Origin of the sequence: Microcoleus sp. CAWBG640 (assembly GCF_020883015.1) — a bacterium.
GTDB lineage: Bacteria > Cyanobacteriota > Cyanobacteriia > Cyanobacteriales > Microcoleaceae > Microcoleus > Microcoleus anatoxicus.
On record NZ_JAHRFC010000006.1, the window covers coordinates 132,148 to 156,784 of the forward strand.

Below are 24,637 nucleotides of genomic sequence, written 5' to 3' on the forward strand. Positions count from 1 at the left end.
TCTGTTAACGCTCACAGATCTTTTTGGGGACAGAGTATTTTTTGACCTTTGAGCATTAGACTGTCTTGGGTAGTCGTTTTTTGAGATAATTGCTACTTATTATAATAGACAATCAGTCACCAAAAATTGAAAGCTGGTGTTAAGCTGCAACTACCTGTCAGCTTCAATTTGTAAATTTTGCTTTTAACTTGTGATTGGTGCGATCGACTCCCCCGTCAAATTTCTTGTTTCTTTCGCTGCTAGACAAATCCTAGACAAGTCTAGACATTTGCTTCTTGCTTCATTGGGAGCATGGGAGCGGCTATCCCTGGGCAAGCTTTCACGGTTTAGCCAACCGCGATAAATTAATGGCTGCATTCAAATCCCTGTCCATCCCATGACCGCAACTTCCACAGTTGTAAGTCCTTTCTTTTAGTGGCATATCTTGTATATGTCCGCAATTTGAACAGGTTTTGGTTGACGGAAACCAACGATCAGCAATGATTATTTCACAACCAAACTTTTTAGCCTTGTATTCTAACTGACGTTTGAATTCATGGAATCCACAGTCAGCTATTACCTGCGCTAGCTTGTGATTCTTTAGCATCCCACTGACCTTCAAATCTTCTACTACTATCCTTGCGTGGTTTTTGCATAAGTAAGTAGTGATTTGATGCAGAGTGTTTTTTCTCAGGTTGGCTATTTTTGCATGATGTTTCCCTAGCTGGACTTTAGCTTTCTGTCTATTATTAGAGCCTTTCACTTTTCTCGCCAGAACTCTTGATAATCTCTTGAGTTTTGCCTGATGCACTTTGTAGTGTTTTGGGTTGGGAAATACTACGCCCGTTGAAAGGGTAGCTAACTCTTTTACTCCCAAATCAACTCCTACAACCTCATGACTTTTGATGGTCGGTTCATGATTTTGTTCATAAGCAAAGGCGATAAACCAACTATCGGCAGTACGTGAAATAGTAATTGACTTGCAAGTCGTGTGAGGTAGTCCTTCATGGGTTTTTACCCAGCCTATTGTCGGTAACTTTATAGACGTACCGCCCACAGGAATAGGCTTGCCACCTGCATCTATCGTGAAAGAGTCGTGATGTCCTTTTTTCTTGAACTTAGGATATCCACCTTTTTTCTTGAAAAATAAGGAGAAAGAGTCTCCAAGATTGTCAAAAGCGTATTGAGTTATCTTCTGGCAGATTCCTGTTTCTTTAATCCATGTAAACTCAGGTTTCACATGATTGTTGAAGAATTTCTTAAGCAGGTATTTGTTGGGCGCTACTCCATCTTTATAAAGGTTGCTCCAAGTAGCCAATCCCCAGTTATAAGTAAACCTCGCGATTCCTGCGTGTTTGCTCATAATTGTTGATAGACTCTTGTTTAGCTTTAATTTTGTTTTGATGGATAAAAGCATTGTTCGACCTCAACACTGGATTTCACCGATGACCCGACAGGGTGCGTTTGGCTGGTAACTTCCCCGAAACATCCCTGCGAAAGCGAGTGTCTTTACTGATAATCCAAGCTTTTTTGGGAATCGCGCAGGGTTTGAACAAAATGGTACATCGTAGATTTGTCTATAAGTGTACCACCTTGTCTATTTAATAGCTAGCTAGGTACTAGCTCTAGCCATTTGCAGCGCCCAATTGCGGGTAAGTACCGTCCGCGGGTGGATGTAGCACCGAGTTTCTAGCAAATATTTAAGAGCATAATCGCTGGCTTGCCAGACGGCGGCATAAAGATTTTGCACGCTTGCCGAACGCAGCGCTTCTAGTTCGGGGGTGTTACCGCGGCTAGGCTCGATCGTATCCGCTACAAATACGGTACAACTGAGCTGACTCATATTTGGTCTGCCGAGGGTATGGTTAGCAATTGCGTCCAATATTTCTCGATCGACCACCCCAAACTCATCTCTGGCGACAATGGCGCTGACATCTGCGTGTAGCAGGTGTGGGTGCGCTATTAACACCGAGTCTAGCTCTAAACCTTCCCCCTTTGCCATTTCCAGTAGCAGTTGAGGTTTGAAGTATTTTGCCAAATCATGCAACAATCCGGCCGATCGAGCTTTAGCTTCATCGAGGCCGTAAAGGCGAGCCAAGTCACCTGCGGATTGCTCGACTCCGAGAATATGTGTGATGCGAGCAGCAGGAACGTGGTCTCTGAGCCAATCTAGGACGCTTTCGCGGCCTTGTGGAAGTGTCAAGTATTAACTCCGAAATTGTATAATTTCTTTTATGTTAGCGTTTTCTTTTCCAGACCACTGTGGCTACTTACAGTCGATCGCGATTTAAAACCGTACCGCAGCCACAAATATGGGATCGAGTTGATAGAGATTTCTTAACGAGATTGCCACATCCCGAACACATTTGAGAAGTTTACTGAGGTGGAACAGCAACTACTGTTTTTCCGTACACCTTCCCAAAGTATTCCAACCATTGAGCCAATAGCGACCACACTGGTTTCGGAAGTTAAAGCCGTCCTACAAGGACGAGGCTTTCAACCCATTTTTCTGGTAAACAAATGTGGGCAACTGTCAATCACCCACATCTAAAAATTCTCACAATTCCAGTTTTTAGGAAAGAGACAATCTCCAAAGGAGACTCCCATTTATCGGGTGGGAAACTCTGCTCCTGTTCCTCCACCTTCGCAGTATCTACCTAATGCACGCTATATTTTGGTAAATGTGTGTATACAGCTACGAAGGGTCTTGTTTGCCTCGCCAAAGTTATCAGTGCGTAGTGGATCAGGCTGGAACTACAGGATCGAACACAACAGTCAACCTGTCGGCCGGAACCATGCGCTTGAGAATTTGCAAGTGACCGTCTGCATCAGACCAACTACGAAACTGACCTACAACCACCTTTTCCAAATTCGGAAGCGATCGAACCACAGTCCACGGCTTCAGACATTTTTCTTGCAGCATAATAGATATATCTCCTTTTTCAATGGGAGCCAAAGCCAGTCAACCATGCTGAGACAGCGCTGAGGACTGGATGTTGACTTTGTAAACTTGCCCTTCTCTCAAAACATATCACAGAAAAATAGTTTGTGATTATATCTTATTTGCTGCTTATTTTTATAGCTCATTTATAAAAAACACATCATTTAGGCCAATGGGCAATTGGGAATGGGGAATTGGGAATGGGGAATTGGGAATGGGGAATTGGGAATGGGGAATTGGGAATGGGGAATTGGGAATTGGGAATAACAAATAACCAATAACAAATAACAAATAACAAATAACCAATAACCAATAACCAATAATTACACATCTCGCCGTGACAACAAAAACCAAATCCCACCCAAACCCAAAACACCGCACAAAACCCCACCTTCCCATCCAAAAACAGTCCCACCAGGCAAATGTCCAGGCTTCGCCTTAGAAGTAAAATTTATCTCAGAATAGTATACCCATTGATTATTAATCCGCCAGCCCACACGATCGCCAAACTTTTCCCAAACAGTAGCATCATAAACTCCAGGCTTTCCACCAGACTTTACCCACAGACCCTTTTGCACCGAAAAACCGAATCGGCGATGACTGTGACGCACCCAAAGTTGGTCTATAGTCTGTAAATCCTTACCCGGAAACTTCCTAATATCTTCCTCACTCAAATAACCTCTTGAGGTTTGCTCCATCACCTCCAACATTTTCAGAGAAGTTTCCTCATCAGCAGCACGCCAATTTTTCTCAGTCAGCAGTCTTTCCAACAGAGAATAGTCAATACCTTTTTCCGATTCTAAATTAACGGAAACTAGCGGAGTTTGAGTTACCGGTTGAGTTGGTATAGAAGGACTAACAACAACAGTTGGTTGCTGCGACTTTGGTATCGATGGTACTACCACCACAGAAGTAGGTCTTAAAACCTCCAAAACTTCCAGAGCAGACTTATAGCGGTCTTTAACATACTCCTGAATCAACTTATCCAAAATTTGCCCTAAATCTTGGCTAATCTTTGTACCTTTAGGCAAAGCCTCCCTCCACAGCCAGCGACCTTCAAGGGGGTCATAAAGGTCATCATGAATGTCTCCGTAGATATCCAAATAAGGCATCACAGAAGTCAGCAAGCGAATGCAAGTCACCCCCAAACTGTAAAGGTCACTAGCAGGAACAGCCTTACCGTGCCGCTGTTCTAGAGCCGCATAGCCCGGAGTTCCCAACTTAGTTCCTGCTTGGCTAGGAGCTGCTGCTACTACCTGTTTAGAAACCCCAAAATCGATCAGTACCAATTTGCGATCGCGATTGCGACGAATCACGTTTTCCGGCTTAATATCCCGGTGAATTACATTCCGCTCATGAACAAAATTCAGCAAAGGCAACAAATCTAAGAGCAGTTCTCTAGTTTTAATTTCGCTATAAGCACCATATTTTTCTAACTCATCCTTTAAGTTATTGCCATCAATAAACTCTTGCACTAAATACAAGCGCCCATCTTCCTCAAAATAAGAAATTAACTGCGGGATTTGGGAATGTTTGAGTTCATAGAGCCGTCTTGCTTCTTGTTCAAACAACCTGACATACTTTTTAAAATGACTCGGTTTCCGCTGAAATTCCTGTGGTGGTGACAACTGTTTGATTACGCACATTTCTTCAAACTTCCCGTGATTAACAGCCCGAAAAGTTCTGCCAAATCCCCCATCGCGCAGCGGTTCAGTTGCTGCATAAAGGTCTTTTAGCAGCAATTTAGAACCGCAATTAAGACAATACTTCGTGCCTGGTGGGTTCTGACGCTTGTCTTTTGGGCAATCGAGATTAAGGCAGTAGGTCATATATTAAAAACGGGTGAACAAAATTATACTCAGAGTGTCCTTTTATTCAAGAGTGCGATCGCGAGCTGTTTTTTTGGGCGCAAAACTCAGAACATCAGCACAGAGGCTGCCTGGGGCACCGCTGAGGGGAGTTCTCGCCAGACTGCCCCACAGCAAGTATAGCTCTCTTGAGCCTTTTACCTCAAACTCAGAGTCCCAGTTTGACACCGAAGCTCGATCGATGCAGTATATTCCACAAACAGAGCTTCATCCCAACCAGTTGTCATTTAGCAGTCAAAAAGGCCCATCGCCCCAACTACTTTCAATTTTTGCCACCGCCAGCCTGTAGAGCCTAAAACAGACACCATACTCGATCGCTCCCATCCTGAGTACAATAAAACAATCAGGTCAACTCATCTATCCAGAGTAATTCCAATAGGAGCGCCCACTTCTGATCGACCCCCCAGAAATTTCTCATTGCCTAAAACATCTAATTGTACTGTTACAAATAGGCATTAATAAATCCTAGCTATCGGCTTAGTTGCTTTCCATGTTTTCTGTGAATATATGTATTATTGTTAACAATAAATTTTACCAAATGCCACAATTTTTGAAAAAATACCAAAAGTATGATACCTCAAAATAATTCTAGTATAATTTAATAAAACCACGCAGTTATTATGGAGTAAAAACAGCAGTTAATGACCTGAAATAATTGAGCATAGTTTTCTGAAATATCCCCAATTTATCATCCCAACGACCAAATAGAATGACACTCAAACTTCAGCCATCTAAAAATTCCAAATCCCCCAAAAAATCTCCCAAAATACCCTGGATCGAGCGCTTAATGGCTTTGATAGCACTCGGAAATTTAAGCCTAGTATTATTTGACATCAGTTACGTTCCGTGGCGTGATTTCTACTGCCGGCAACTGCCCCTCCTCACCCAAGTCTACGATCCATTTAAAGGAATTCAACCCCACCGAGATACCCAAAAATATCTAGAAAGCTTAGATGAATTAAAAAATCAAGTAGTGCAAACAGGCTTAGCCTCTCCTCAAGTAACAGCTAAATTGCAGGAACTAGACAATCTGAGTGTCAAAATGATCGACGAAGACCCCTTTCGAGTAGCATCAAAAAGCGGCACGTTAGAAAAAATTAAAGACAGAATGCGCGATCGCGCTCCCAACCCAGAAGACTCGGCAAAACAATCATTCAAAACATTCTGGAGCCAAGACTATTTAACCAGAAAAGGTTGGCAAACAGAAATCAACTGGTTTGATGCCAAAATCAAGCCATTAATCGCCACCAACTATTACCGGGCGATCGGAGAAAACGGCGAATTTACCGACAATTTTTGGAAAATTGACCTCCCATTTATTCTCATATTTGCGATCGAATTTTTAGCCCGCACCTACACCATCAGTCGCCGCCACCGCAGCGTCACTTGGCGGGCAGCCATGCTCTGGCGGTGGTACGACATTTTCATGCTGATCCCCGGATGGCGACTATTGCGAGTATTAACTGTCACCATCCGCATCCACCAAGCCAAAATGCCGGATCTCCAACCCATTCGCACCCAAATCAGCCGGGGTTTCGTCGCCAACTTTGCCCAAGAATTAACAGAAGTAGTGGTAATTCAGCTCATCAACCAGATGCAACAATCAATTAGTAGTGGCGAACTAGCCAAGCAACTTTTTCAATCTCAGAAACAGCGATATTTAGACATTAATAATATCAACGAAATAGAAGCGATCGCCACTCATTTAGTCCAAATCACCGTCTACAAAGTCCTCCCTCAACTCCAGCCAGACCTAGAAGCCCTCCTGCGTTACAATATAGAACTATTTCTCAAACAATCCCCCCTTTATCAAGGATGGAAGCAAGTACCCGGATTGGGAAACCTGCCGGAACAGCTAGCAGAGCAATTAGTGGCAGAACTCTCGAAACTAGCCACACTCGGTCCCCAAGATGCTTACGAAGCCTTCAAAATCGCCAGCGAAGACCCTATAGGAACCAAACTCTCAAGCCAGCTAGTCCAGCATTTCGGGCAAGCTTTGGGAGCTGAACTGCAACAGCAGCAAACTTGGCAAGAAATACAAATGTTGCTTTGCGACTTCCTGGAAGAGTTTAAAATCAACTACATCCAGCGGTTGAGTGAAGAAGACTTCGAGAAAATTTTAGAACAAGCCAAAGAACTGCAACGCATAGCCCCGCGTTAGGAAGATGGAAGATGGAAGATTTTCCCGCTTCTGTCCCCATCTCCCCACTCCCCCCGTCGGCGAATCGCCGAGATCCCAAGGGGGTTTGTCACTGGGCGGGCGATCGAGCTAAACTGAGATTTGAGATTAACTGCGATCGAACTCAAAGCTTGTACCTCTGTTGCCAACAGGCAAAATGCTTGTTGCACAAAAAGTAAATTTGCTTGTGGAGTGGGGATCTTATGGCCCGCCCCTCAAAAACTTTTTGACAATTGTGCAATAGTTTGATACCGGAGATAGTTCTCAAACTTCACTACTGAGTCTCAGGACTGATCGTAGTCCTGTTTGTGGTATGTCAATTTACCGCGATTTAAACGCCAGGAGAGAACATTTTCAACTGGGAACAACCCTCGGCTTGAGGGGGCTAGCCTACTTATCTTGGGATGGCCGACCACCCAACAGCGTAGGAAGTGAACACTAATTATCCAAAGGATAGCTTTGGGTAAGTCTAGGTAAGTTTTATGAAGCAGTGGGTCAAGCCCACTTTTTTTGTTGCATTAGTCGCAGGAAAAAAGCTCAGGGCATCAGACTTGCAAGTTTAGGACTGATCCAGGCCCGTGTCCGAGTTCAGGAGTTTTAGCTTAAATATTCAATATGACTCATCCCCTAATCCCACAAATCATTGACTTAGCTACCCCCGTTGCCGAAACACTGGGATTGGAAGTAGTGGGAGCAGTGTTTCACACCAACCAAAATCCACCAGTCTTACGGATAGACATCCGCAACGTCCAGCAAGACATCGGTTTAGCCGACTGCGAGCGGATGAGCATAGCTCTCGAACCAGAATTAGACGCAGCCGACATCATACCCGATGCCTACGTGCTAGAGATTTCCAGTCCTGGTATATCCCGATTGCTCAGCAGCGATCGAGAATTCATTACCTTTAAAGGTTTCCCCGTCACAGTCAAAGCCACCGAACCGGAATCGCGAATCAAAGAGTGGAAAGGACTACTGGTGGGTCGCGATGAAACAACAGTTTATCTCAATCAAAAAGGGCGACAAATTAAAATTCCCCGTCTTCAGATTGCCAAAGTTGAACTAGACGAAGGAAAAGAGATGTAAAAGGAAGTTTTGAGTCTTGAGTTCTACTAATCCCTCATCACTCATAATTTACCCTCGGCAATTGCCGATGACCGATACTTCGACTAGGCGGGCACAACTGCCCAAGGCCCGATTACCCAATTACAAAAAGGAGTGTTTTATATGTCAATGGTTCCTCTGCCCGGACTCAAAGAAATGGTCGAAGGTATTAGCAAAGAAAGAAACTTGCCCAAACACGCAGTTCAAGCAGCCTTACGAGAAGCCCTCCTCAAAGGATACGAACGCTACCGTCGCACCCAAAAATTAGACCATTTCAGTGAAGAATACTTTGATAATTTTGATGTAGAACTAGATGCAGAACAAGAAGGTTTTCGCGTTTTAGCAAACAAAACTATTGTCGAAGAAGTCGTCAATCCCGACCACGAAATAGCACTTTCCGAAGTACAGGAAGTAGCCACAGAAGCTCAACCCGGTAGCATCGTGCTGGTAGACGTAACGCCAAATCAAAAAGAATTTGGTCGGATGGCAGCCATCCAGACTAAACAAGTGCTGGCTCAAAAACTGCGCGACCAACAGCGCAAAATGATTCAAGAAGAGTTTAAAGATTTAGAAGAAACTGTTCTTCAAGCAAGAGTGCTCAGGTTTGAGAGACAGTCGGTAATTTTAGCAGTCACTAGCAGTTTTGGTCAGCCAGAAGTAGATGCCGAACTCCCGAAACGCGAACAGTTGCCCAATGATAATTACCGCGCCAATGCTACATTTAAGGTGTACCTCAAAAAAGTAGGCGAAGGCTCTACTAGAGGACCGCAGTTACTTGTCTCTAGAGCAGACGCAGGTTTGGTAGTTTATTTATTTGCCAACGAAGTACCCGAAATAGAAGACGGAGTGGTGAGAATTGTTGCCGTAGCTAGAGAGGCAAATCCCCCTTCCCGCCACGTCGGTCCTCGGACTAAAATAGCAGTTGATACTCTCGATCGAGACGTAGACCCCGTAGGAGCCTGCATCGGAGCGCGGGGATCGCGGATTCAGGTAGTAGTTAACGAATTGCGGGGGGAAAAAATCGATGTGATTCGCTGGTCTCCAGACCCCGCAACTTATATTGCTAATGCTCTGAGTCCGGCTAGGGTAGATGAAGTGCGTTTAGTTGCGCCAGAAGGCAGGCGAGCACACATTTTGGTCGCTGAAGACCAACTTAGTCTGGCGATCGGTAAAGAAGGTCAAAACGTCCGCCTCGCAGCCCGCCTCACAGGTTGGAAAATCGATATCAAAGATATTGCTAAGTACGATCGTGAGGCAGAAGACAGTAAATTGGCAGCAGAAGAGACTACACTCGATCGACTAGCAGCAGAGGAAGAAGCAGAATTCCAGGAGGACCAGGAAAGTTCATCGGAGGCAGAAGATGTCGGCACAATCGACGAAACCGAAGCCAGGGTCCGATCGTAAATGACGTAAATGATGAAACCGAACTACCGATGCTGTGCAAGTTGTCGAAAAGTAGCTCCAAAAGAAGCTTTTTGGAGAGTAGTCAGGGTCTATCCTTCTCATCAGGTACAATTAGATCTTGGCATGGGTCGTTCAGCTTACCTTTGTCCGCAAGCAGAATGCCTCAAAGCAGCTCAGAAAAAAAATCGACTTGGGCGATCGCTCAAAGCGCCTGTGTCTGACCAACTGTACCAAACACTTTGGCAGCGTTTAGCCACCTCTGACTGCGCCTCTTAAAGGTCAAAGCCGACAAACCCTCGGCTTCCTCCGTACAAACCCTCTTGGCAGCCCTACCTGTAATTACCGGTAGTGCGACCACTAAAACCCCAATCCGATCTGCCCACCAGTCTGGAAAGATTTGTGTCAGATTAGATAAGGGTGGGGTACTAGCAGAGGTATCCTCAAGGTAGAAAAGGGAACTAAGAAGTTGGAGAAAGTGGCTTTTGCCAAAACTTAGACTTCTGAGTTCTAAGTTCTCAAAAAAACTTGAGAATTCTCCGATCGCAGACTTCAGCTAGGTTGCATTTTTATAGATGGAACTGCTGAGAGAGTACCAAAACCCCGATTCCTGACACTGAAATCAATCACAGCGAATGATGTCGTCATTAGAACAAAAAATCAAAATGTAAAAACTGGTTGGCATAACAGAGGGCAGAGTGGATGAACAACGGCAAAGTAAGAATTTACGAGTTATCACGGGAACTAAATTTGGATAATAAAGACATCTTGGCAGTGTGCGAGCGGCTCAATATTTCAGTCAAGAGCCACAGCAGCACAATCACAGAATCAGAAGCAGAACGCATTCGCAAAACGGCGGAAAAATACGTAGCCAGCCACTCTTCCCCCGGCAAGCCAGCTCCCCCCGAAAGAGCAGCAGCGCCATCTAGAGAATCTGGCCCTCATCCTAACGATCAACAAAAAAAGCAGCAAATTTTAGAAATACGCAGTCCAAAAGTACGACCCCAGGCTGGTGCAAACTCCCAGCAGCCGGGGAACGAGGAGAGAAAAAAAACACAGGCAACCGTCGCCACTCCTCCCAAATCTCCAGCGGCTCAACAGCTCCAACCTCCGGCTAAGCCAAATATCAATCGACCCGTACTGTCGAAGCCGAATGCTCCATCAGCAGCGCCTTCGTCAGCAACAGTGTCTCAAACTGTAGGTGATATCGACCCAGAAACCAACACCGAGGCTCCGGCAGCGATAGCAGCCCAACCGTCCTTGGAAAAAGCCCCCGAACGAATTCAGCGCGTTGCCAGCACCCCTCCGGGGCCGTCGGCAAAGCTGACATCGCCACCAGTCAGACCCGCCGGAGAGTCTGCTAATCGCACCCAACTGACTCAGGGAAATAGGCCGATCATCAAAGTTGCCAAAACTGAGCAAGAACAATCAGAACAGGCAGAAAGTCGGGAAGCACCTGCTAAACCGACTCGACCCACCAGACCAGCAGCCGGTGGTACCGAATCTCGCGCCCAAAGACCACGCCTAGATGGACCAGGAAGCGTCAAAACTCAACTGGCAGAGCGACCAAGCCCAGGCGGCCCGCGCCGGAGCCTTGCCCCCGCAACTTCAGCCGCCGGGCTGCGCAGCCGGGGCGGTGACATCTCAGCCACCGGAGAAGACGGAGACGATGACGGAGACGATACGTCGTTGTTGCTGGATACTCTTCTCCTTCCTAAGCCGACGCTGCCAAAGCCAGCCAAAAAGACACAGGTCATTTGGGAAGAAGATGATGACGAAAACCCAGATGCAGCTAGCAAAGCAGCCAAAGCTGGTAAGGTCAAACGTTCTCGCTTAAAACCCATCGATGAGGATGACGATGACTTAGAAAACGGCTTGGATATGCCAGCACCAGTAATGGTCAGCCTGTCGCTAGCCCGCCCTGCTAAGGCGAAGTCACCAGCAGCACTCAAATCAACACCAACTCCGGGTGCACCCGGAAGCAGTGGCAAAAACAAGAGACCAGGCCCTTCTCACGATAAGAGCTCCTCTGGTTCCAGTGGTGGACGGGGTAATAATCGTGGCAAAGCAGCCGAAACAAAAGTAGAACGTCCAGAAACACTGGAACTCAGCAGGCCGATGACGGTTCAGGAACTCGCAGCTACTCTGGCTGTTCCCGAAACCGAAATTATCAAGCGGCTGTTCTCTAAAGGTATTGCGGTCAACATTACCGAAACCCTGGATATTGCAGCGGTGAGAATGGTAGCTGAAGAAATGGGCATAGAGGTAGAAACCCCTGAAAAAGTAGCCCCAGCTATCAAAGTAATCGATATGCTGGACGCAACAGATTTGGAATACCTCCAACGCCGTCCGCCAGTAGTCACGATTATGGGTCACGTGGATCATGGTAAAACTACCTTGCTCGACTCGATCCGCAAAACTAAGGTGGCTCAGGGAGAAGCTGGCGGTATTACCCAGCACATTGGTGCTTACCACGTAGATGTGGAACACGAAGGCAAGAGCCAGCAGGTGGTATTTTTGGATACTCCTGGTCACGAAGCCTTTACAGCAATGCGTGCTCGCGGAACTCGTGTCACAGACGTTGCCATCTTGGTGGTGGCGGCGGATGATGGCGTGCGACCCCAAACAATTGAAGCGATCAGTCACGCGAAAGCGGCTAAAGTGCCAATTGTGGTGGCGATCAATAAAATTGACAAGGAGGGCGCTCAGCCGGAACGGGTGAAGCAAGAGCTGACAGAGTACGGCTTGGTTGCAGATGACTGGGGCGGCGATATCACGATGGTTCCTGTCAGCGCGATCCGAGGCGAAAACCTCGATACGCTGTTGGAAATGATCTTGACAGTCGCGGAAATGGAAGACCTCAACGCCAACCCGAATCGCTCGGCTAAGGGTACGGTGATTGAAGCTCACCTCGACAAGGCAAGGGGTCCGGTGGCAACTCTGCTAGTCCAAAACGGTACTCTGCGGGTAGGCGATATTGTGGTCGCAGGCTCGGCCTTGGGTAAGGTGCGGGCTATGATCGACGATCGGGGCGCTCGCGTCGAACAAGCAAGTCCATCTTTTGCGGTGGAAGTGCTGGGGCTGCGAGAAGTGCCTCGTGCTGGAGACGAATTCGATGTCTTCGCCAACGAAAAAGAAGCAGCGGCGATCGCCAGCGGCAGAGCTACATCCCAACGAGATTCCCGTCTGTTGCAAGGTGGCAGAATCAGCCTCAGTGGCTTCTCTCAACAAGCTAAGGAAGGCGTTCTCAAGGAACTAAACTTGATCTTGAAGGCAGATGTCCAAGGCTCCCTAGAAGCCATTGTCGGCGCTCTGACCCAACTTCCTCAAAAAGAAGTTCAACTCCGATTACTCCTATCTGCTCCTGGGGAAGTCACAGAAACCGACGTTGACCTCGCCGCGGCTAGTAGTGCCGTGATAATCGGGTTCAATACTACCCTCGCCACCGGCGCTCGCCAAGCAGCCGACCAAGCAGGGGTAGACGTGCGGGAATACAGCATCATCTACAACCTGTTGGATGACATTCAAGGGGCGATGGAAGGCTTGCTGGAACCCGAACTGGTGGAAGAACCTCTGGGTCAAGTCGAAGTGCGCGCTGTGTTCGCGATCGGTCGTGGAGCTGTGGCTGGATGTATGGTACTTTCTGGCAAGGTCATTCGCAATTGCAAGGTGCGGGTGCGCCGTGGCAACAATGTCGTCTATGAAGGTGTCCTCGACTCCCTGAAACGGATGAAGGAAGATGCTAAGGAAGTCAATACTGGCTTTGAATGTGGCATTTCCTTGAATGGGTTTACCGACTGGGCCCAAGGCGACATGATAGAAGCCTACCGAATGGTGACTAAACGTCGCACGCTCTCAGCATAATTTTGGATTCTCAATTGTGGATCGGGGACTCAAGGCTGGTTAATTACCAGCCTTGAGTTTTAAGCATTCTTCCTTCTTCCTTCTTCCTTCTTCCTTCTTCCTTCTTCCTTCTTCCTTCTTCCTTCTACTTATGCGTTCTTTTTGGTCTGAACCTTTTTTGTGGATTCACCTGGCTGGGCTGGCTGCATTGCCAATTTTCCTTGGACTTTGTTGGCTGGGACTAGCGGTGGGTTCTCCGCTGCTGCCAGTGTGGCTGGAAGTATTTTTAGTCGGGGCCGCAGGTATTGGGCCTGTGCTCTGGATGCAGTGGTTCCGTCCTTTTTACATTTTTAGTATTTTAGTGGTGGCGGTGAAACCCCAGAATCTCACAAATGCACAGCAGCGGATTCTGGCTGGGTTTAAATCTCGCTTAAATCAAGGATTAGCTCTGTTTTTAGCTATTTTGCTGGCAGTAATTTTATGGCAACTATATCGATTTTCTCCCCTGGCAGCTTCCGTCGCTCCTTTTCCTCCTCAATGGCGATTGGCTGGATTGCTGTTGGCTGCTGGGGCTTTTCTAGCTAGCAATTTGTTCTTGCAGGTGCCTGCTAGTGTCCTGGCTGTATTGCTGACACCGGAATCAGAATTGGCAGCGAGACAGCCTCATGTTTTGGATAAAGTTGGGCTCGATTTCACGATCGCAGGCTGGCAGGTCGATCGCATTTTACCCACTTTTGCCGAGGCTGGAGATCGGGGGACACCAGAAGAGGGAGATGGGATTTGAGCGTGGCCATGCGACATTTGGGATTGGGGATTTAGGATTAAAAAAATAACCAGCCCCGGATTCAATTGTATTTTAAGATACTGCTGATTTAAAAATAGTGTGATAATAAATCAATAGTTATTAATTGAAAGTTATTGAGATTATTAACATTCAATATCTAATTTTTAATTTGAGGTTATTTTGATTTTTCATTTGCTATTGGCAGAGGAGAATATATAATGGAAATTGTCAAGGTAAGCTTTAAATCCTCACAGGGGATTAAAACAGAGGTATAAAAATATGGCGAATGCACAAACGATCGCACAAGAACCTCAAGCAGCAGAGCCGATCGAGCTGTACGAAGATTCTCAAATCTGGGGCAGTCTCAAAAAAGCGATCGGCGCAAGTTCTGGATTTCAACGCTGGCAGCTAGAGCGAAATTTTGAGAATCAGCAGGCAACTGTCAGCATCGACCAGCAAGTTCGCTCCTATTTGCGAGAAACTTTAGCAACTTTGGCTTACTGAGTGCTGCGAAGCGAAATGTTGTAACTCATAGTAGCTTCCCATCGCCCCTGGTTTAAAACCAACTTGAAACAAGGCGTTAATTTCACGATTTTTCAGCAGCAAGGGCATTTCAAAATTAATATAAATATCCTAGCTCCTTATATTCAGGAGCTAGGACGTTATCGGGCCCTACTCAAAAAATCACCGAATTGAATTTTGCCAAAATTTAGTTGAGATGCTCCAAGGATTCAAGTAAAATCTGAGCGCTGCGCCGATGGTGGAATTTATCAGCAATCTTCTGTCGTGATTTTTGAGTCAGACTCAAAGTTAACTCTTTGTCCTGTAACAATTTTGCGATCGCATCTGCCATTTTTTCGGGATTTTCCGCCGGGACCAGCATACCGTCAACGCCGCTATCTATCAGTTCCGCCATCCCACCCACATGGGTAACTACTACGGGAGTTTCCATAGCCATTGCTTCCATAACCGCTACAGAAATTCCCTCTTTTAGGCTGGGTAAAGCAAAAATATCAGCCTCTTTATAACCTTGCCGATTTCGTTCTTCGGAGACAGAACCCAGCAGTTGAACATAATCAGACATTGATTCATCCGCAATGAATTTTTCCAATTCTTTCCGGTAGCCATTACCAGCATTTCCATCCTCCCCAGCAATCTGTAAACGGACGTCAAACCCTCGTTCTCGAAGCAACTTAATTGACTCAATCAGGTACTTGTGTCCTTTAGCTATATTGAGACGGCCACAAGTATAAATTCGGCATTGAGTCCCTTCCTGCCAAGGAGTGTAGGGAGTTTCACGCTTAATTTCATCGAGATTAACACCCACTGGTGAAACTCTCACATCCTTGGGCAAGAAACCTTCTAGCTCATCTTTGATAGAGTAGAGAAGTTGTTCAGACATCACAGAAGCAAAAGCAGAATGTTGCCATTTTTGCTCTTGATTGCCCCCAAAATCTTCTAACTGACCGAGAAGGGCGACACTATAAGTAATATCGGAAAGTATCGAGGCAAATAGGGCTATATTAGCAGCATTGCCACAGGAATGAACGTGGACGTGAGACCAGCCCTGGGTTTTGGCCAACCAAGCTAGCTTTGCACCCATAACGACCAATACCAAGTAGTAAAGCTTTTGAGCTAAAGAGACATCCTTGGCATTGGCAATTACACTCAGACAGCGCCACCAAGCAATCGGACCAGCTTTGATGAGTTGGATGGGAACATTTACAAAATCTTTGAGTTCAAAGGGGACTAAATAATCGGTGATACTTTGGGCTTTCTGAGCCCAAGTATGTACAACCTTAGTGGGCGGACGGCGGGTGGAGATGATGTGAGGTTTCATACCAATATCCAGCATTGCTTGATATTCACGCCAAATCCAAGTATGAGTTTGCCCTGGAAATTCAGGGATAAAGTAGCCAATTTGTTTATTCATTATTGATTTTTTTCCTTAGCAACTGGACAAATTGAAATGTGTTAAACTATCTTAGGATTCTTCTTGTTCTATTACCTTTATTCCCATCAATTCAGCTTTGTACTTCAACATTTCAATTAGTCGAGCATGAGGAATAGAGATATCCGACTAAATCCGGGTTTTTCACCCCATTTCGGCTGTGGGTCGCTAATTTCTCCCTCTCGCCCATACAGTAATAAAGGGGGTGAAAAACCCGGATTTGGTATTAGATGTTTTTGGGGCTAATAGTCTAGGCAGCTTTGCCTGCTGTCACCTCTAATTGAGGTAGAACCTTACCCTTGGCCAAACATTTTTTAACAGCAGCAATCACATCTTCAACATCTGCATCTGTTAATTTGGCTGAAATTGGCAAACTTATGGTGCGGAGTCCGACGTAACTTGCATTCGGATAATCTTCCGGCTGCCATCCAAACATTTCCTGATAGACAGGATGTTCTGCCATACTCATGTAATGTACGCCAACACCGATATTCTCAGCATTAATAGCGTTAAGAAACTCGTCGCGGCTGATGCCTGCGGTGGCTTCATCTACCAAAATCGTGTATAGGTGGTAGGCATGAATTGTGTCTGGTTCTGGGTCTGACGGCAGAGTAATTGGTAAATCGGCAAATGCTTCATTGTAGCGCTGCCAAATCTCTTCGCGCCGCTTCCAATAAGGAGCAACTCGTTCCATTTGATGAATGCCGATCGCAGCTTGCAGATCCATCATATTGTATTTAAAACCGACTTCCACCACTTGGTAGTGCTTGTATCCTGAATCGCCGAAGCGCTTCCAAGCATCTTTGCTCATACCGTGCAGCGCCAAAATTTTGAGCCGGTCAGCGTCTTCTTGTTTCCGACTTAGAATCATGCCACCTTCACCCGTAGTGATGTTTTTGGTGACATAAAAACTGAAGCATCCAAAGTCGCCAAAAGTCCCTGCTTTCCGTCCTTTATATTCTGTTTCGATGGCGTGAGCACAGTCTTCGATTAACTTTAAGTTGTGGCGTTGAGCAATTTCGCACAGGGCATCCATATCGCAAGGACGACCTGCAAAGTGAACTGGCAAAATCGCCTTAGTTTTGGAAGTTATTTTAGCTTCAACTTTCGCCGGGTCAATATTCATGGTCACCGGGTCGATATCTGCCAGTACAGGTGTTGCCCCTGCGTGAATAATCGCGTTAACTGTCGCACAAAAAGTCATCGGAGTAGTAATGACTTCATCCCCTGGTTTTAACGAAGCAGCGAGGATACTTAAATGCAGCCCTGCCGTACAGGAATTGACTGCAATTGCGTACTCGGAACCCTTGTAAGCTTTGAAGTCATTTTCAAAGCGCATAACCTTTGGCCCCGTACCCAACCAGCCTGTTTGCATAGTCGATACGACTTCCTGAATTTCAGCATCTTCGATCGCAGGAGAGCCAAATACGAGGAAGCGATCTTTAGACCGAATAGGATTGTTGTTCATTTTGCTAGTTTTTATCCAGTAAATAAAGTCTATGGAATGGCAGTCAACCGCCCTAATAGGTACGGTTATCTTGGGATTTGAGATGCTTTTCTATATCTTAAGATAGATATTTCATAATGTCCATAGTTTCGCATTTCATTATATGGAAGTTACAGAAAGACTTGTGCTATTTTTTTGGGTAAAAAACTTGTTTATAAGTGAAAATACGGAACGTTGAGAACTATTCTGTCTACAAACTCAGAAATTTGCCTGATTTGAGATCGTCTCCTAAAGTTTAGGTAGACGAATCTTATTCAAAAGGTCTTGGAGCCGTTCGGAAACACCACCCAATTGTTCTGACAAGGCTACCAGTTTGCCATAAGCTTCCACCAAACGATCGCCCTCAACGTCAACTTCGGTCGTCGGATAATTCTTGATGGTTTCCAGTAACGTAATTTCATGATCACTGCTGGCAGACAGCACCAAAGCCGCGCGCAAAGCCTCTTTATTTGCATTCCCAGAAGGAGTGTGAATTACCTGACCGACTTCATCCAGAATCATGTCTCCAACTTTACTATTCAGGGTCCGATCCAAAAACCTGGGATTGACTTTAACCGGTCTCGTCAGATGGCGGCGAATAGCTTCCGGGTCTTGTTTAGCTTGTCCCAACAGCATCTCTAAGCCAGAAGACATTTTCCCAGTTTCCGCGAAACTTTCTAATTCGCTGACTGGTATAGTCATCCGAATCACACTGTATTTGAGGACTACCTTTTCAGAGGCCAGCGCAGCACCGCTGTAAAACAACATTCCCGCCCCTGTGGCTAAACATAAAGTCCACCGCTGTTTGAAAAATGACCATCTCATACTAAAGTCCCCAGATATTGTTGTCCACTTCGACTATAGCGATATTTATTTACTTACCGCCCAGGTAAATCTGTTCTGGAGATACGATATCAAATCCGCGTAAAAAAATCCTTCATTGCTGTAAGGGGGAGAGGGGGGAGAGAGGGTTACAGGTACAGAGGGGGAGAAATTAGCGACTCAGATCAAAAAGGGGGTGAATAACCCCGATAGTATTCTGTCCGTTGGTACCGGAATCAGCATCAAAAAACTCACCACCAGGTCTTCTATAAGTGAAGGCTGGCAGTGAGTCTAAAGTTAGTTTTTATGTTTAGGGTCTTTATGAAAGCTGACCCCATTTGAACGGCTTAAAAGTGGTTTATGATTAGGGTCTTTAAATTTGCTGACCCCAATTGAACCCATCCTTCAATAATGACAGGGATCGATCGCAAACCAGGGTTTCGTAATGATTTCTTTATGTTTTTAACTTTTCCTTACCTTAAATGTACTTTTGTGTAGATTAGTAAAATTTTATTACTTCTGTTTTGGGGGTTGGCCCTGGGCGCGCTGCTCCCAGCGGAACAGAAACACCATCAGAGCCACCACTCCCACTTGGAGGGCAAAATTGGGCAAAGTAGAGCTAACTTGCTGGCCGGAGGCAATTTTAGCGAGGAAAACTAAGCCACCAATGAAGCCAGATGCGCCGCAAGCGATATAGACCAACTGTCGCAGAGGTCGATAGGGAGCGGCTATCTCTGCTGTTAAACGTTTGTATTGTTCGGGACTGAGGTTGCGGGGGTTTTTGGGGCGGTAGGGGCGATCGTCGGGATTGGGAGCTGGCATAGATTTAAATAAGATGTGTATTTTATGCTACAACAAATATCTAACAATCATCAAAAAAAATCATCGCTGTACCAACAGCACAACAGTCTGCAAACAGCCGACCAAAACACCCAAAATTCCACCTAAATTGACTATTCCTTGCAACTCGCTTTTGACAATTCCCTGAATTGCTAATTCCAAGTCTTCAGGAGAAGTACCTTTAACTCGATCGATAATCACCTGATCGATATTTAAAATAGGGATCGCCTGAGCTACAATATTTTCTAAATCCCGCTCCAGATACCGCTCTAAAACCAAAGCTAGTTCTTGGCTGACCATTTCCAGGGAAGCATTCATCACGGCTGAAGTCTGCAATCTACTCAGAATTAACTTAGAAATATTTTCCCAGTCCATAGACTTGCTAAATCCCTGAAGTACCTCCGTGCCCCGTTCTTGAACGTAGCTGCGAACGCTGTCGCGCATAGTTTTGCGTAACTGTCGCACTGTCGAAACTGGTAGATTTTGCATAGACAAGTTTTGCAGCCACTCCTGAATCCGCCCGCGAATTCCCAAAGCCACAGTTAATTCTGCTAAGCGCTGATTTGTCGCTTCTTTGTCATCGAGACAAAAAGTCCGCAGTCGAGTTAAAGTGTTCCGTAAACCAAACAAATTGGCGACTACCCAATAAGTACCGCTGGTTTTTTCTCGAAACCCTTCATCGATGATCGAAATATTGCGATCGGTCAAAAAGTCAATCAAAGTCTGCCGCAACACTTCCGGCGGTATTACTACCTGTAACAGCCAATCAGCCAATTGACCAGCCTGAGCTTCGGTTAGCTGAATTTCCAGCAAAACTTGGTCAAAAATTTGATTTAACTGAGCTTCTAAAAAATCTTCCCGTCGCGCCAAAATTTTGAGAATACGTGGTACTGATTCCCCTAGCAAATCTCGCAGAATGTTGGCGAGAATTTTAGCAGTTTTTTGCTCTGCATCTGCTTTAACTTGATCCAAGGCTAACTGCAATAGCCAGAGAATTACCGACTGCATTCGCTCGGTTTGTAAAAGGCGACGGGCTAATTTTTGTAACTCCTCTGGTGTCAGGAGCGAGCCCATAATTGTGTCCGAAATTCGCTTGGCTAAGCGCTCTTGGTTGCGGGGGATCAAGCCGGGAGTGAATGGTAATTGCCGCCCTTTGACATAAATAGCTCGATAGGGGCGAAATAACATTTTGATAGCTATATCATTGGTGAAATAGCCAATAATTCCTCCCACTACAGGTGGGGCAAAAAACAGCCAAATATCAGATGGGTTCATCAATAATTGGGAATTGGGAATTGGGAATTGGGAATTAGGAATTGGGAATTGGGAATTGGGAATTGGGAATTGGGAATTGGGAATTGGGAATTGGGAATTGGGAATTGGGAATTAGTAATCACAACGGTCAACTGTCAACTGTCAACGGTCAACGGTCAACTGTCAACGGTCAACGGTCAACGGTCAACTTTCAACTGTCAACGGTCAACTTTCAACTGTCAACTGACTAATACCAATACTCCCATCATAGCTCCAGCAATAGGATAGTGTGTGGCGTTGGTAAATCCGGCTTGGTGGGCGATCGCCACTTGTTCCGAACCCATCGGGAATTTTTCTAAACTAGGATTGATATAGGCGTATTCTTCAGTCATGCCAAATTGCTGAGCCATTGGCACTACTAGACTTTGGAGATAAAACTGCTGAAAACTCCGCATCAGGGAATTTTTGGGGCGGTGGAGGTCGAGAATCGCTGCTGTTGCACCGGGTTTGAGTACGCGGTGCAATTCCTGAAGACTGCGGGGGATATCAGTCACATTGCGGAGGCCGTAACCCATGGTGGCGCAGTCGAAGTAATCATCGGGAAAAGGCAAATCGAGGGCGTCAGCTTCTACCCAGGAAATGGGACTAGAAGGAGTGAGAAAAGGTCGATCGCGACGGGCTGCAACAGCCAATTGTTCTTGTGAAAAATCCACTCCAAAGACAGAACCGCTAGGGCCTGCTTGCTGGGATAAAAGTAGAGCTAGATCCCCGCTACCGCAACACAAGTCTAAACAAGTATTGCCTGGGCGGGCATTACTCCATTTCACCGCCATTTGTTTCCAAATTCGGTGCTGCCCCAAGCTCAACCAATCGTTTAATTGATTGTAAATTGGTGCTATTCGATTAAATATGGTTTTAATTTTTTCGGAATTATTGGTCATTGATTAGTTGTTATAGGTTAGTTGTTATGGGTTAGTTGTTATGGGTTAGTTGTTATTGGTTAGTTGTTGATTGTTACTAATAACCAATAACCAATCACTAATCACTCATCACTCATCACTAATCACTCATCACTCATCACCAATGACTACTGACTACTGACTACTGACTACTGACTACTGACTACTGACTACTGACCCTGAAAACTTGTTATTACCAACGCAACTTGTTGAGCTGCGAGGTGAACAGTTGTTAGTTCGTCCGGGCGAAGGGTACAAGGCTGCTTCCACTGGAGGGAAATCAGGGCGATCGATCGACCTCCGTGAACCACCGGGATGCTCAGATGGGATTTAATGGCAGATTGCTGATAGTGTGGCAGGCTAGCTAGGGTTGCATCCGTTGCAATATTCACAGCAGCCTGAATATTTTGAGAAGCGATCGCCTCCCTAGCTAGAGGGTCATCTGCTAGCCAATTTTCCAGAGCACCACCGCTGGTATGACCACCTTGAACAGGGACTAAAACATTGCCTTCCACCAGTTGCAAAATGCAAGTGTCGGCCAAAAAATTATCACTGATAGCAGTAGCGATGGGGTCTAAAGTTGCTACCAAATTCGGATACTCCAAAGCCGTTTGCATGATAGTGGCTAACAGTTGTATTTGATTTTGGGCGCGACGCAATTCCTCAGTCCGCTGCTTGAGAACTTCATAAGTTTCGGCAGCCTTTTGGACTACCATTTTCAATTCGTTCGGGTCCCAAGGCTTAGTGATATACTTATAAACCTGTCCTGAGTTAATCGCATCTACCAAGTCTTCAATATCCGTAAAACCAGTCAAAATAATCCTGACCGTGTTGGGAAACTGAAACACGGTTTTGCTGAGAAACTCAGTTCCCTTCATTTCTGGCATCCGCTGATCGGAAATGATGACGGCAACCTCGCCTTCGCTTTCCAATACTTCTAAAGCACGAATTCCGCTTTCTGCTTTGAGTACGTTAAAATCGCGTCGAAAAGTGCGGTAGAGTAAATCCAGATTGTCTGGTTCGTCGTCTACTACCAACATTTTCGGCTTTTTCGGTCGGTTTAAGGTCATGAGCTGGCGTTTAATTTGGTCTAGCTCGGGAATGGCACTATCCATAACAATACGATAAACTCCCGTCTGTAAATTTAGGCGAGGAACTATTCTGTAACAATAGTCTCATATATCACTTACTATAAAGTCTAACCTTTGCCACAATACGATCCTTGCTGGTACTCAATCACACTTAACGAGAGCCTTTCTTTTTGATCCAATTATGACTGATACACCGCAAGATTCATCCGGGCCCGCATCTCAACCCTCTGCTGATGCTGTGGATCTCGAAAATTTAGTCCGATCGCTCCGCCGCAAAGAAGGTGGCTGGGTACACTGGGGACAAGCCTGTACAGCACTGCAAAAAGCTGGCTACAGTTCTCAAAGAATTTTTGAAGAAACTGGTTTTGAGCCAATTCAGCAAAATCAGGTCAGCGTTGCAGCCCAAGTCTACACTAGCATGATAAATGCTGGGGCTTCCGAAGAAGTGCGATCGCACTTTCTGGCCAAAGGTAGCGATATTTTGTATGAATTTCGGATTCTGTCTCAAGCAGAAAGGGCGGCCGCGGCGGCGTTGATACTGGCCCACAATTTGGACGTTGACGACGCCCGTGATGTCGCTAAAGCCATGAAGGAGTTTTCACGCTTTGGAAGTCTGCCCCAAGGCTTCACAGATACTGCTGGCGATGCCATGGCTTACCAGTGCTGGCAATTAGCCAGACAAAACAGTGACTTGCAAGAGCGATCGCGCTTAATTGCGCGGGGTTTAAAATTAGCTAGCAGCAACAGCGCCCGACAACAAATCGAGCAGTTGCTGGTAGATTTCACCGTAGTTCGGAGACGTTCTGCCCCCCGTTTGCCCGTTTACAGGCTCGACACAGAGGAACAACTACCCCGGATGCTCCCGGTTGTGGGTAAATTGCCACTTTCGGTGACAGATTTACAGGCAGTGCCTTTGCTAGAAGAAATCGGACCATTGAGAATGGTAAAATTTTCGGGAGCGGGAGCTTGGGTGGCGATTCCGGGCTGGCAAGTGATTTTGAATGCTGAAGATCCGGTAGCGGTTCTGGAAATGAGCGATCGACTGCCGGTGCCACTGCAAGGCAAAATTGAAGAAATTTTAATTATTGTCGATCGCTCTCAAAGACAATGGGATGCTGATAGTTATTTCCTGGCAGATAACGGTGGCAATTTGGAATTGTACTGGTTTGAAGAAGCACCGGATATTCAGATTTTAGGACGAGTTGTGCTGGTGATGCGTCCGAAAAAGATTTTGGATGAAGATTACACCAAAGATGGATGGCAAATAGATGATTAGTTAATAGTTAGTTGTTATTTGTTGGTTATAACTGGTTCCCCGGCTCTGCCTGGGAACCGAGATCCAGAGGCTCTGCCTCGAAAAGCTGCGATCGAAATTGGAGGCAGAGCCTCCGAATCTGCGTTACCAGGCAGAGCCTGGTAACGAGTAGATTAGTTAAAAATGCGTGTTCTTAAAATTTAACTGGTTCCCCGGCTCTGCCTGGGAACCGAGATCCAGAGGCTCTGCCTCGAAAAGCTGCCGATCGAAATTGGAGGCAGAGCCTCCGCATCTGCATTACCAGGCAGAGCCTGGTAACGAGTAGATTAGTTAAAAATGCGTGTTCTTAAAATTTAACTGGTTCCCCGGCTCTGCCTGGGAACCGAGATCCAGAGGCTCTGCCTCGAAAAGCTGCCGATCGAAATTGGAGGCAGAGCCTCCGCATCTGCATTACCAGGCAGAGCCTGGTAACGAGTAGATTAGTTAAAAATGCGTGTTCTTAAAATTTAACTGGTTCCCCGGCTCTGCCTGGGAACCGAGATCCAGAGGCTCTGCCTCGAAAAGCTGCCGATCGAAATTGGAGGCAGAGCCTCCGCATCTGCGTTACCAGGCAGAGCCTGGTAACGAGTAGATTAGTTAAAAATGCGTGTTCTTAAAATTTAACTGGTTCCCCGGCTCTGCCTGGGAACCGAGATCCAGAGGCTCTGCCTCGAAAAGCTGCCGATCGAAATTGGAGGCAGAGCCTCCGCATCTGCGTTACCAGGCAGAGCCTGGTAACGAGTAGATTAGTTAAAAATGCGTGTTCTTAAAATTTAACTGGTTCCCCGGCTCTGCCTGGGAACCGAGATCCAGAGGCTCTGCCTCGAAAAGCTGCCGATCGAAA

At 46.1% G+C, this 24,637-nt stretch carries 22 protein-coding genes and 1 pseudogene; 9 read left to right on the forward strand and 14 right to left on the reverse strand.

The window, feature by feature from the left end; all coding sequences use genetic code 11:
- Positions 1-319 precede the first annotated feature (319 nt).
- The 6 genes and pseudogenes from AAFP11_RS05420 to AAFP11_RS05445 all read right to left on the reverse strand — a co-directional run bounded on the left by AAFP11_RS05420 (position 320) and on the right by AAFP11_RS05445 (position 4,956).
- Complete coding sequence (locus AAFP11_RS05420; RefSeq protein ID WP_341736093.1) at positions 320-1,396, reverse strand: RNA-guided endonuclease TnpB family protein; 1,077 nt, start codon at positions 1,394-1,396, stop codon at positions 320-322.
- A gap of 195 nt (positions 1,397-1,591) precedes the next feature.
- Positions 1,592-2,182, reverse strand: coding sequence for a bis(5'-nucleosyl)-tetraphosphatase (symmetrical) YqeK (gene yqeK, locus AAFP11_RS05425; protein ID WP_341736094.1), 591 nt, complete (start codon positions 2,180-2,182; stop codon positions 1,592-1,594).
- A 67-nt stretch (positions 2,183-2,249) separates the two neighbouring features.
- A pseudogene (locus tag AAFP11_RS05430) lies at positions 2,250-2,414 on the reverse strand (zinc ribbon domain-containing protein); the annotation flags it as partial.
- A gap of 308 nt (positions 2,415-2,722) precedes the next feature.
- A complete protein-coding gene (locus AAFP11_RS05435) occupies positions 2,723-2,902 on the reverse strand; it encodes a hypothetical protein (protein ID WP_340524036.1) in 180 nt (59 codons plus the stop codon).
- Positions 2,903-3,243: 341 nt separating this feature from the next.
- Complete coding sequence (locus tag AAFP11_RS05440) at positions 3,244-4,749, reverse strand: GUN4 domain-containing protein (RefSeq protein ID WP_341736095.1); 1,506 nt, start codon at positions 4,747-4,749, stop codon at positions 3,244-3,246.
- A 42-nt stretch (positions 4,750-4,791) separates the two neighbouring features.
- Positions 4,792-4,956 carry a hypothetical protein gene (locus AAFP11_RS05445; protein ID WP_341736096.1) on the reverse strand — a complete coding sequence of 55 codons (165 nt, stop codon included), beginning with the start codon at positions 4,954-4,956 and terminating at the stop codon, positions 4,792-4,794.
- A gap of 619 nt (positions 4,957-5,575) precedes the next feature.
- On the opposite strand from AAFP11_RS05445, the gene AAFP11_RS05450 reads away from it, so the two are divergent.
- A complete protein-coding gene (locus tag AAFP11_RS05450; RefSeq protein WP_341736117.1) occupies positions 5,576-6,949 on the forward strand; it encodes a hypothetical protein in 1,374 nt (457 codons plus the stop codon).
- On the opposite strand, the gene AAFP11_RS05455 is transcribed toward AAFP11_RS05450, so the two are convergent.
- Positions 6,946-7,137, reverse strand: a complete 192-nt coding sequence (locus AAFP11_RS05455; RefSeq protein WP_341736097.1) for a hypothetical protein — start codon at positions 7,135-7,137, stop codon at positions 6,946-6,948. The two genes, AAFP11_RS05450 and AAFP11_RS05455, sit on opposite strands and share 4 nt — an antisense overlap.
- Positions 7,138-7,582: 445 nt before the next feature.
- Here AAFP11_RS05455 and rimP point away from each other — a divergent pair, with 445 nt between their 5' ends.
- The 6 genes from rimP (at position 7,583) to AAFP11_RS05485 (ending at position 14,600) form a co-directional block, all read left to right on the forward strand.
- Positions 7,583-8,050: a ribosome maturation factor RimP gene (gene rimP, locus AAFP11_RS05460; protein WP_341736098.1), complete on the forward strand. Its 468-nt coding sequence runs from the start codon at positions 7,583-7,585 to the stop codon at positions 8,048-8,050.
- A 141-nt stretch (positions 8,051-8,191) separates the two neighbouring features.
- Positions 8,192-9,472 (forward strand): transcription termination factor NusA, encoded by a 1,281-nt coding sequence (gene nusA / locus AAFP11_RS05465; RefSeq protein WP_341736099.1) that lies wholly within the window; start codon positions 8,192-8,194, stop codon positions 9,470-9,472.
- A gap of 12 nt (positions 9,473-9,484) precedes the next feature.
- Positions 9,485-9,748: a YlxR family protein gene (locus AAFP11_RS05470; protein ID WP_341736118.1), complete on the forward strand. Its 264-nt coding sequence runs from the start codon at positions 9,485-9,487 to the stop codon at positions 9,746-9,748.
- A gap of 423 nt (positions 9,749-10,171) precedes the next feature.
- A complete protein-coding gene (gene infB / locus AAFP11_RS05475) occupies positions 10,172-13,333 on the forward strand; it encodes a translation initiation factor IF-2 (protein ID WP_341736100.1) in 3,162 nt (1,053 codons plus the stop codon).
- Between the two features lie 130 nt (positions 13,334-13,463).
- Positions 13,464-14,096: a low-complexity tail membrane protein gene (locus AAFP11_RS05480; protein ID WP_341736101.1), complete on the forward strand. Its 633-nt coding sequence runs from the start codon at positions 13,464-13,466 to the stop codon at positions 14,094-14,096.
- 279 nt (positions 14,097-14,375) lie between these two features.
- Positions 14,376-14,600: a hypothetical protein gene (locus AAFP11_RS05485; protein ID WP_341736102.1), complete on the forward strand. Its 225-nt coding sequence runs from the start codon at positions 14,376-14,378 to the stop codon at positions 14,598-14,600.
- A 205-nt stretch (positions 14,601-14,805) separates the two neighbouring features.
- On the opposite strand, the gene epsE is transcribed toward AAFP11_RS05485, so the two are convergent.
- The 5 genes from epsE to AAFP11_RS05510 form a co-directional block, all read right to left on the reverse strand.
- Complete coding sequence (gene epsE, locus AAFP11_RS05490) at positions 14,806-16,029, reverse strand: exopolysaccharide biosynthesis GT4 family glycosyltransferase EpsE (RefSeq protein ID WP_341736103.1); 1,224 nt, start codon at positions 16,027-16,029, stop codon at positions 14,806-14,808.
- A gap of 268 nt (positions 16,030-16,297) precedes the next feature.
- Positions 16,298-17,515 carry a DegT/DnrJ/EryC1/StrS family aminotransferase gene (locus AAFP11_RS05495; RefSeq protein WP_341736104.1) on the reverse strand — a complete coding sequence of 406 codons (1,218 nt, stop codon included), beginning with the start codon at positions 17,513-17,515 and terminating at the stop codon, positions 16,298-16,300.
- A 267-nt stretch (positions 17,516-17,782) separates the two neighbouring features.
- On the reverse strand, positions 17,783-18,358 hold the full coding sequence (locus AAFP11_RS05500; RefSeq protein ID WP_341736105.1) for an alpha/beta hydrolase: 576 nt from the start codon (positions 18,356-18,358) through the stop codon (positions 17,783-17,785).
- Positions 18,359-18,868: 510 nt separating this feature from the next.
- A complete protein-coding gene (locus AAFP11_RS05505) occupies positions 18,869-19,177 on the reverse strand; it encodes a DUF3493 domain-containing protein (RefSeq protein ID WP_341736106.1) in 309 nt (102 codons plus the stop codon).
- A 60-nt stretch (positions 19,178-19,237) separates the two neighbouring features.
- Positions 19,238-20,470, reverse strand: coding sequence for a DUF445 family protein (locus AAFP11_RS05510; RefSeq protein WP_341736107.1), 1,233 nt, complete (start codon positions 20,468-20,470; stop codon positions 19,238-19,240).
- A 41-nt stretch (positions 20,471-20,511) separates the two neighbouring features.
- Here AAFP11_RS05510 and AAFP11_RS05515 point away from each other — a divergent pair, with 41 nt between their 5' ends.
- Entirely contained in the window at positions 20,512-20,700 is a 189-nt protein-coding gene (locus AAFP11_RS05515) for a hypothetical protein (RefSeq protein WP_341736108.1), read from the forward strand.
- On the opposite strand, the gene ubiE is transcribed toward AAFP11_RS05515, so the two are convergent.
- A complete protein-coding gene (gene ubiE, locus AAFP11_RS05520; protein WP_341736109.1) occupies positions 20,689-21,390 on the reverse strand; it encodes a bifunctional demethylmenaquinone methyltransferase/2-methoxy-6-polyprenyl-1,4-benzoquinol methylase UbiE in 702 nt (233 codons plus the stop codon). The genes AAFP11_RS05515 and ubiE overlap by 12 nt on opposite strands.
- Positions 21,391-21,578: 188 nt before the next feature.
- A complete protein-coding gene (locus AAFP11_RS05525) occupies positions 21,579-22,523 on the reverse strand; it encodes a response regulator (RefSeq protein ID WP_341736110.1) in 945 nt (314 codons plus the stop codon).
- Positions 22,524-22,680: 157 nt separating this feature from the next.
- On the opposite strand from AAFP11_RS05525, the gene AAFP11_RS05530 reads away from it, so the two are divergent.
- Entirely contained in the window at positions 22,681-23,775 is a 1,095-nt protein-coding gene (locus AAFP11_RS05530) for a RuBisCO accumulation factor 1 (RefSeq protein WP_341736111.1), read from the forward strand.
- Positions 23,776-24,637: the final 862 nt, after the last annotated feature.